This is a genomic window from Methyloceanibacter sp. (genome assembly GCF_051306395.1).
Taxonomy (GTDB): Bacteria; Pseudomonadota; Alphaproteobacteria; order Rhizobiales; family Methyloligellaceae; genus Methyloceanibacter.
Map to the genome: position 1 here is coordinate 1 of NZ_JBPPND010000168.1, position 7,791 is coordinate 7,791.

A 7,791-nucleotide genomic window follows, 5' to 3' on the forward strand; every position below is an offset into this window, starting at 1 on the left:
GTGGTCCATTATCGCCGCATCGGGCTCATCACCTATGGGCCGGGCTCCTACAAGCAATGTAACGTGGAGCTCAAACTCCGGCCTCAGCCCAATGCGGCGCAGCGCATCCTGCACGATGTGAATGGATTGAACCCGTCGGGCAAGACGCCGTTGACGGCCGCGGTGGAGCAAGCGGCGGCGGTTCTCGACTACAGGGCCGAGCCCGGCGTCGTGGTCTTGCTGACCGACGGGGAGGAAACCTGCGACGGCGCGCCCTGTGCGCTGGGCAAGAGGCTGAAGGCGGAGGGCCTGCAGCTCACGGTTCACGTTATCGGGTTTCGCATGACGGCCTTCTGGACCGGGGCGCAGAGCGCGCTCGACGTCAGATGCCTCGCCGAGGAGACCGGCGGCCTCTACATCACCGCGGAGAACCAGGAGGAGCTGGTCGAGGCGTTCGAGAAGACGCTCGGCTGTCCCATGATGTCGAAATTGCCCCGGCCGCTGGCGAGCCTGATGCGCTAGCCCAAGTCCTGGCCTCTAGCCCCAAGGTCCGCGGCGGCGCTCCATCTGGAACGCGCGGTAGCGCGCGGGCTGAAACAGGCTCACATCGCGCTTCTTGAAGAGCGGCACGAGCGCCATGCCGGCAACGAAGCCGCCCACATGGGCCCAGAAGGCGACCCCGGGCTCACCCGAAGTGGAAAAGGCCGCACTCACCAGCTGAAGCAGGAACCACAGGCCGAGCACGATCACCGCCGGCAGGTGCATCATCGTGGCGAAGACGCCGAGAAAGATAATGGTGCGGACCGTGGCGCGAGGATGCAGCAGAAGGTAGGCGCCGAGCACGCCGGAGATGGCGCCGCTTGCGCCGACCATGGGGATGGTCGAGTCCGGATTGACGGCCGCTTGCGCCAAAGCCGCGGCCACACCGCAAAGCAGATAGAACGCCAGATAGCGGCCATGCCCCATGGAGTCCTCGACATTGTCGCCGAAGATCCAGAGAAACAGCATGTTGAAGCCGAGATGCATCCAGCCGCCATGCATGAACATGGACGTGAGCACGGTTGCCCAGGCAGGGACTTCGGCGATCGCAGGGTCGAGGGTGGCGGTGCCGAACAGCCGTGCCGGGATCATGCCGAACTGATAGACGGCGATCTCGCCGGCATTGGTGCCGAGCGAGAATTGCCAGAAGAAAACCAGCACGCATACGGCGATGATCGACCAAGTGACCATTGGCGTGTCGATGCGCGGATTGTCGTCGGCAATGGGAAACATGCGCCCTCGCGAGGTCCGGGCTTCGCCGGACTTTTAATACAGCAGGTATGGCTTCCGGACTTCCTCGAACGCCTTGAGCCCTGCGCGCCAGCTCGCGGCAATATCCTCGATAGGGACTTGCTGCTCGATCTGGTCTCTCAGCTGCGTGGAGCCGGCAAGAATGTCGATAGGCATCTTGTCGTGCTCGTACTCATAAGGCGGCTCGCGCCACTTGAATTGGTCTGGTGCGAGACCGTAGCACGCGCGCATCACGGCCACGCCCGCCTTGACCGGCTCGAAGTCCCAGCGCGAGGTCACGTGGATTTGGCACCCCTGGCAGGGGGTGTTCGCGTGCTTCTGAAACGTGGGCTCGAAACCCGCCTCGCGAAAGTGAACGCCGCTTAGCCCCAATAGGTTCAGGTGTGCGGCGAGCGCCGCGCCGTCGAGCCAGGGTGCGCCGATCAGTTCGAAAGGCCGCGTGGTGCCGCGGCCTTCCGAGACCATGGTGCCCTCGAACAGCACCGTGCCGGGATAGACGATGGCCGTGTCCAGCGTCGGCATGTTCGGCGACGGCATGATCCAGGGAATCTCGGTGTCGTCGGAATAGAGCTCCCGCGACCAGCCTTCCATGGGCACGATCCCGAGCTCCGCGCCGATCGCGAAATGCTCGTTGAAGAGCCTCGCCAGCTCGGCCACGGTCATGCCGTGACGCATGGGGATGGGAAACTGTCCCACGAAGGACTCAAAGCCCGGCTCTAGCATCGGACCCTCGACTTGCAGCCCGCCGATTGGGTTCGGCCGGTCGCAAACGATGACCGGGGTGCCGGTCTTCGCCGCCGCGCGCAGGCAATTCGCCATGGTGTAGATGAACGTGTAGATGCGCGCGCCGACGTCCTGGAGGTCGATGACCAGCACGTCGATAAGGTCAAGCATCTCCTTGGTCGGCTCGCGCGTCTCGCTATAGAGCGAGAAGATCGGCACGCCGCGCTTCGGATCGTCCGCGTGCGGCGTCTCGATCATGTTGTCCTGGAGGTCCGAGCGAAAGCCGTGTTGGGGTCCGAAGATCGCCGCGAGCGTGAAGCCGCCGGCGTTGCCGAGCCGGTCGACGATATGGCGGAACTCGTGATCGACGGAGGCCGGGTTGGCGAGAATACCGACCTTCAGGCCGTCGAGCCGCCCGGAGGCGATCAGCCGTTCTGAGCCGAGCAGCATGGGCTTACCTTGCCTGCGTGGTGGGGAGCCGGGGTCCCACTTTCGGCAGCAGTTGCGGCATTCGGTCTCTCCTTCGGCCAAGCGTGGCAAGGGATTACCTGGAGTCGCGGGCGGTTTCACGCCCCAATTTCCGCCTGCGACGCACCTTCGCGGCTTGAGGGCTGGCGGAGGCGCGGATTTTGCGACAAAAAGCCCGGCAAGAGGCGTTCAACGGGAAGGGCAATGGCAGAGCAGATTCGCACAGCCGTCGTGGGAGCCGGGTATTTCGGGCGCTTCCACGCCAATCACTATTCCAAGAATCCGGACGCGAAGCTCGTCGCCGTGGTCGATGCGGACGCGGCCCGGGCCAAAGCCGTCGCCGATGAGTTCGGCGCCGAAGCCGTGACCGATCACCGCCAAATCCTCGATCGCGTGGATGCGGTGAGTATCGCCGTGCCAACGCCGCTTCATTTCGATGTGGCGCGCGAGCTGATCGCGGCGGGACTTCACGTGCTCATCGAGAAGCCCATCACCGACACCGTGGAGAGCGCCAAGGCCATTACGGCGTTAGCCGAGGAGCGCGGCACCGTGCTCCAAGTGGGACACATCGAGCGTTATTCCGCCGCCTACCGCGTCATTTCGGAAAAGATCGACAGGCCCCTCTACCTGGAGGGCTATCGCATCGCTCCATGGAAGACCCGGGGCGTCGAGGTCGACGTGATCCTCGACCTGATGATCCACGACATCGACATGATCATCGGGCTCGTCGGCGCGCCGGTCACCAAGGTGGACGCCGTGGGTACGGGTGTCATGGGGCGCAAGATCGACATCGCCAATGCAAGGATCAATTTCGAGTCCGGCTGTGTCGCCAATGTTACGGCGAGCCGGGTCAGCTACAAGACGGAGCGTCGGCTTCGCGTCTTCGCCCAGAGCAACTATCTCAACTGCGATCTCGGTGAGCGAAAGATTTTCGGCTACGGCCTGCGCGGCGATCCGATGACGCAGGGCCTCGCGGCGATCACCACCGAGACGATCGACATTCCGCAAGAGGACAGTCTCGGCAACGAGATTGCGTCGTTCCTGGAATGCATCAGGACCGGCCGCAAACCGTTCGTCGATGGTCATGCGGGGTCGGAAGCGTTGCGCGTCGCGGGGCTGATCAACGAGAGCATCGACGCACAATTGCAGAAAGTTCAGAGCTGGCTGAAGCCTGGCGATGTTCTCGCCGCCGCGGCGAAAAGCTAGTCGCGTCAGCCTGCCGAGCGGGCACGCATGAGATCGAGCACAACCTCTGCCGCGCGCGTACTCGGCGCCGGAGTAGCCTTTCCGAGAATCTCGATGACTTGACGGAAGCCTTCGCGCTGCGCTTCGCGCGTTTTGTCCGAGGTGAACAGTGCCTCCATTTCGCGCGCGAGGGACTCGGGTGTGCAGTCATCTTGGATGAGTTCGGGTATGAAGCCGTGGCCGACGAGCAGGTTCGCCAGCGAGGCGTGCTCCACATTGATGCCGATGCGGCGGACGATGAAGGCCGTGACGGGATTGACCCGGTAGGAAACGACCATCGGGACTTCGGCGAGTGCGAGCTCGAGGGTCACCGTGCCCGACTTGGTCATGGCGGCGTCGCAGGCTGCGAATGCATCGAACCGCTCTTCCGCATTGGTCACGTGAACGACGGGGAAGGGCCAGTCCGCGGTCAAGGCCTCGACCTCTTGGGCGACCGCCGAGGCCACCGGAATGACGATGTGCAGATTAGGGTAGCGTTGCTTCAATATCGACAGCGCGCCGGAGAACACCGGCAGCATGCGCCGCACCTCGCCGACGCGGCTCCCCGGCACGACGCAAAGCACCGGAGCTTTTGCGGGCAGCCCGTGACGTTTGCGGAAAGCCTTGCCGTCGCCCCTTCCGGCCCCCGCTTCGATGGCCGAGTGACCGACATAGGTGCAAGGAACTCCATAATTGGCGAAGAAGGGAACCTCGAAGGGCAGAAGCGCCATGACATGGTCGACGCGCTTGGCGAGCTTCTTGGCCCGGCCCGGACGCCAGGCCCATAGCTGAGGCGCCACGTAATGCACCACGGGAATGCCCGTGCCGCGCAGGTTGTGTGCCAGCCTCAGGCAGAAGCTCGGCGCATCAACGGTCACGACGACATCGGGCTTGAGCTCGCGCACGGCGGCCGTCGTTTGCCTCAGCCGCTTGATGATGCGGGGCAGATGGGGAATGACCTCGGCCACGCCCATAAGAGAGAGCTCTTGCATGGGAAACAGGCTTTCGAGGCCTTGTGCCTCGCTTTGCGGGCCGCCGACGCCGGCAAAGCGCGCACGGCCGCCCGTCTGCTCCTTCAGCGCGCCAATCAGCTTGCCGGCCAGATTGTCGCCGGAGGCCTCGCCGGCGACGATGAAGATCAGCGGCTCTTGCCGGCTCATCAAAACTCCTTCTAGCCCCGTCTTTTCGCGGGGCTTTGCTCAAGCGATACCCCCCAGGACTTAGGCCAAGGGGCGTGTCGTGTACCAGGAAAATTCGCCCCTAGCCGATCCTGAACCGGAATTTGGCGCGGAACGTGTCGCCCGGTGGGACGAGACGCAAGCCGTCGCCGCTGGTGAGCGCATTGGCGGGCGCGGTCATCGGCTCGAAGGCGAGATAGTCCTTGTCATGGGGCGCATAGACTTGCGTGTAGGGATAGCCCTCGAGGAGGTCCACGGCGATGCGGTGACCGTCCGCCGCCACGGACAAGGTGGCCTTGTCTCCGAGCAAGGCGAACCCGTCATCGAAGTCGCGGGTGCCGAGCGGCGCGTCGAGGCCACCGAAAGGCTCAGCTCTGCCCGTCGGAATCTTGCGGTCGTCGAGCACCAAATGGCGCATCGGTGGCATGTGCACGTGCCATTCCTGGCGCGGCACGTCCGGCAATCCGAGATAGGGATGAAAGCCGAAGCTCACCGGCACCGGAATGTCGCTGGTGGCTGCGAGTTCGGTCTCGATCGTGAGGCTCGCAGGCTCTACCGTCGCCGTCATGGTCAGCCGGCAGGGATAGGGAAAGACCACAAGACATCGCGGATGGGACCAATCGAGGCTCGCGATCAAACTGTCCGCTTTCGCCTCGACGATGCTCCAGGCGAGATGCGGCCACATCATGCCGTGCATGGGGAGGCCGTTCTCGTCGTAGCGCAGAACGGACGAATGCGCGCTGAGTGTCACCCCGCGCCCCGCGACCTCATATTGGAAGCCCGCCAAGCGATTGGCCCAGGGAAAAAGAAATGGAATGCCCGCGGTCCTATTGTTCTCCGCAAAGATCGTCAGCTCTTCGTTGCGCCTCAGATACTCGATGCCCTGATGGCGCAGCGAGATGCCGAGCATGCCGTGCCCGGGCAGGAACACCGCCTCGGTCTCGGCTGCGGCGATTCGTGTCGCGGAAGGATCGTCGAGCGCGTTCGGAACAGCGGTCATAGGATGGCTTTTCCATAGAGGTCGGTGCGGCGGTCGCGGAAGAAGCCCCAGTCGGCGCGATAGGCGGCGAGCGCATCGAGGTCGAACTGCGCGACGATGACGCCTTCGGTCTCCTCACCGAGCTCGGCTGTGATCTCGCCGGTATGGTCGGCGATGAACGAGTGGCCGTAGTATTTCTGCTTCACGCCGTCATTGTCTTCGAGGCCGATGCGGTTCGCCGCGACAACCGGCACGGCATTGGCCACGGCATGGCCTTGCATGACGCGCTGCCAGCGCGCATGGGTGTCGAGGCTTTCGTCGTAAAGTTCGGAGCCGATGGCGCTCGGGTAGAGCAGCACTTCGGCGCCTTCGAGCACCATGGCGCGAGCGGCCTCCGGGTACCATTGATCCCAGCAAATGCCGGCGCCGATCACGCCGTACTTGGTCTTCCACGCCTTGAAGCCGGTGTCGCCGGGGCGGAAGTAGTACTTCTCCTGATAGCCTGGACCGTCGGGGATATGGCTCTTGCGGTAGACGCCCAGGATCTCGCCGTCGGCGTCGGCGATGGCCACGCTGTTGTAGTAGCGCGGGCCGTCCTTCTCGAAGAAGGAGATGGGGATGACCACGCCGAGCCTCTTGGCAAGCGTCTGGAGCGCCCGCACGCAAGGGTGATCGCCCACCCCATAGGCGGTCTCGAACCATTTCGGATCCTGGCGCGTGGGGAAGTAGATGCCTTGGAACAGCTCCGGCGGCAGGATCACTTGTGCGCCTTGCGCGGCGGCCTCGCAGATCAGCGCTTCGACCTTGTCGAGGTTCGCCTTCATGTCGGGTCCGAAGGCCGCTTGAAGACAGGCGACGGAGAGGCTGCGCGTCACAGGGAAGGCTCCTCGCGGGTGATGCAGTGGAACGCGCCACCGCCGGCGATGCCCGCGCCGAGAAGCCCGAACGCCGGAAGGCCAATGACTTTGCGATCGGGAAAGACGGCTTGCAACCCGGCGAGCGCGGCTTCTTCCGTCGCGGTGCCATAAACCGGAACGATCACCACGCCGTTGGCGATGACGAAGTTCAGGTGCGAGGCGGGTGCGATCTCGCCGTGGGCGTTCACGACGCGGCCCGGGCTCGGGATGCGCACGACGTCCAACCGCCGGCCCTTCGCGTCCACCGCGCCCTCGAGCCGCGTTGCGATGGCGTCGAGCGTTGCCGCGTTAGGATCGTCGTCGTCGGCAGGTGTTTGGCAGACGACTCTCCCCGGCGCCACGAAGCGGGCGATATTGTCGACATGGCCGTCGGTGTGATCGCCGGCGAGGCCTTCGTCGATCCAGAGGATGGCCTTGGCGTTAAGCGCGGTGCGCAGCGCGGTCTCCGCGTCTTCTTTGCTCCAGCCGTTGCGGTTCGCATTTAGAAGTGTCTGACGCGTGGTGAGGATCGTGCCGTCACCGTCGTGGTCGATGGCGCCGCCTTCGAGCACGAAGTCGAAGCTCGTCGTGGGCGTGCCGGAGAAGCGCGCGATGTCGCCGCCCACCGTGTCGTCGCCTTCGAGGTCGAATTTGCCGCCCCAGCCATTGGTCTTGAAGCGCAGCGCCACAACGCCTTCAGGTCCGCGAGCGAAGAGCGGGCCGGTGTCGCGCAGCCACACGTCTCCGTACTTCGCCGACAGGATCTCGGCGTCGTTTCCCAGGGCGGCGCGGGCCGAGGCCTCCGCCTTCGCGCCATTCACCAGCAGGCGCACGGTATTCGTAGGCGCCAGCGCGCGGACCATCGCCGCCACGTCGCGGCGCGGTGTCTCCAGGTCGCCGTTCCACTCGGCCGCGTCGGCGGGCCAGGCGGTCCAGATCGCTTTCTGCGGCGCCCATTCAGGCGGCAGGGCGAGGGTCTGCGCGGTCAAGGCTATCGTCATTGAGGCGCGCGGCCGTGATGAGCCGCTCCGTTGAAGGCGTTGACGGCTTGCTC

Annotated in this window: 8 protein-coding genes; 2 read left to right on the plus strand and 6 right to left on the minus strand. The window is 64.6% G+C overall.

Annotated elements, in window-relative coordinates; genetic code table 11:
- On the plus strand, positions 1-501 hold a 501-nt coding region (locus ACSLE4_RS08735), incomplete at its 5' end, for a vWA domain-containing protein (RefSeq protein WP_435904075.1).
- A gap of 15 nt (positions 502-516) precedes the next feature.
- Here the strand turns inward: ACSLE4_RS08735 and ACSLE4_RS08740 are convergent.
- Together ACSLE4_RS08740 and ACSLE4_RS08745 are read right to left on the minus strand one after the other, a co-directional pair.
- A complete protein-coding gene (locus ACSLE4_RS08740) occupies positions 517-1,251 on the minus strand; it encodes a rhomboid family intramembrane serine protease (RefSeq protein ID WP_435904076.1) in 735 nt (244 codons plus the stop codon).
- Between the two features lie 33 nt (positions 1,252-1,284).
- Entirely contained in the window at positions 1,285-2,442 is a 1,158-nt protein-coding gene (locus ACSLE4_RS08745) for an exo-beta-N-acetylmuramidase NamZ family protein (RefSeq protein WP_435904077.1), read from the minus strand.
- A 222-nt stretch (positions 2,443-2,664) separates the two neighbouring features.
- Here ACSLE4_RS08745 and ACSLE4_RS08750 point away from each other — a divergent pair, with 222 nt between their 5' ends.
- Positions 2,665-3,666 carry a Gfo/Idh/MocA family protein gene (locus ACSLE4_RS08750; protein WP_435904078.1) on the plus strand — a complete coding sequence of 334 codons (1,002 nt, stop codon included), beginning with the start codon at positions 2,665-2,667 and terminating at the stop codon, positions 3,664-3,666.
- A gap of 5 nt (positions 3,667-3,671) precedes the next feature.
- Here the strand turns inward: ACSLE4_RS08750 and lpxB are convergent, their stop codons facing one another.
- The 4 genes from lpxB to ACSLE4_RS08770 form a co-directional block, all read right to left on the minus strand.
- Complete coding sequence (gene lpxB, locus ACSLE4_RS08755; RefSeq protein WP_435904079.1) at positions 3,672-4,844, minus strand: lipid-A-disaccharide synthase; 1,173 nt, start codon at positions 4,842-4,844, stop codon at positions 3,672-3,674.
- Positions 4,845-4,944: 100 nt separating this feature from the next.
- Positions 4,945-5,862 (minus strand): aldose 1-epimerase, encoded by a 918-nt coding sequence (locus tag ACSLE4_RS08760; RefSeq protein WP_435904080.1) that lies wholly within the window; start codon positions 5,860-5,862, stop codon positions 4,945-4,947.
- Positions 5,859-6,716: an N-carbamoylputrescine amidase gene (gene aguB / locus ACSLE4_RS08765; RefSeq protein WP_435904081.1), complete on the minus strand. Its 858-nt coding sequence runs from the start codon at positions 6,714-6,716 to the stop codon at positions 5,859-5,861. The genes ACSLE4_RS08760 and aguB overlap by 4 nt, the downstream gene beginning before the upstream one ends.
- The gene (locus ACSLE4_RS08770) at positions 6,713-7,726 is read right to left on the minus strand and encodes an agmatine deiminase family protein (protein WP_435904082.1); all 1,014 of its coding nucleotides are present in this window, start codon (positions 7,724-7,726) and stop codon (positions 6,713-6,715) included. The genes aguB and ACSLE4_RS08770 overlap by 4 nt, the downstream gene beginning before the upstream one ends.
- Positions 7,727-7,791 lie beyond the last annotated feature (65 nt).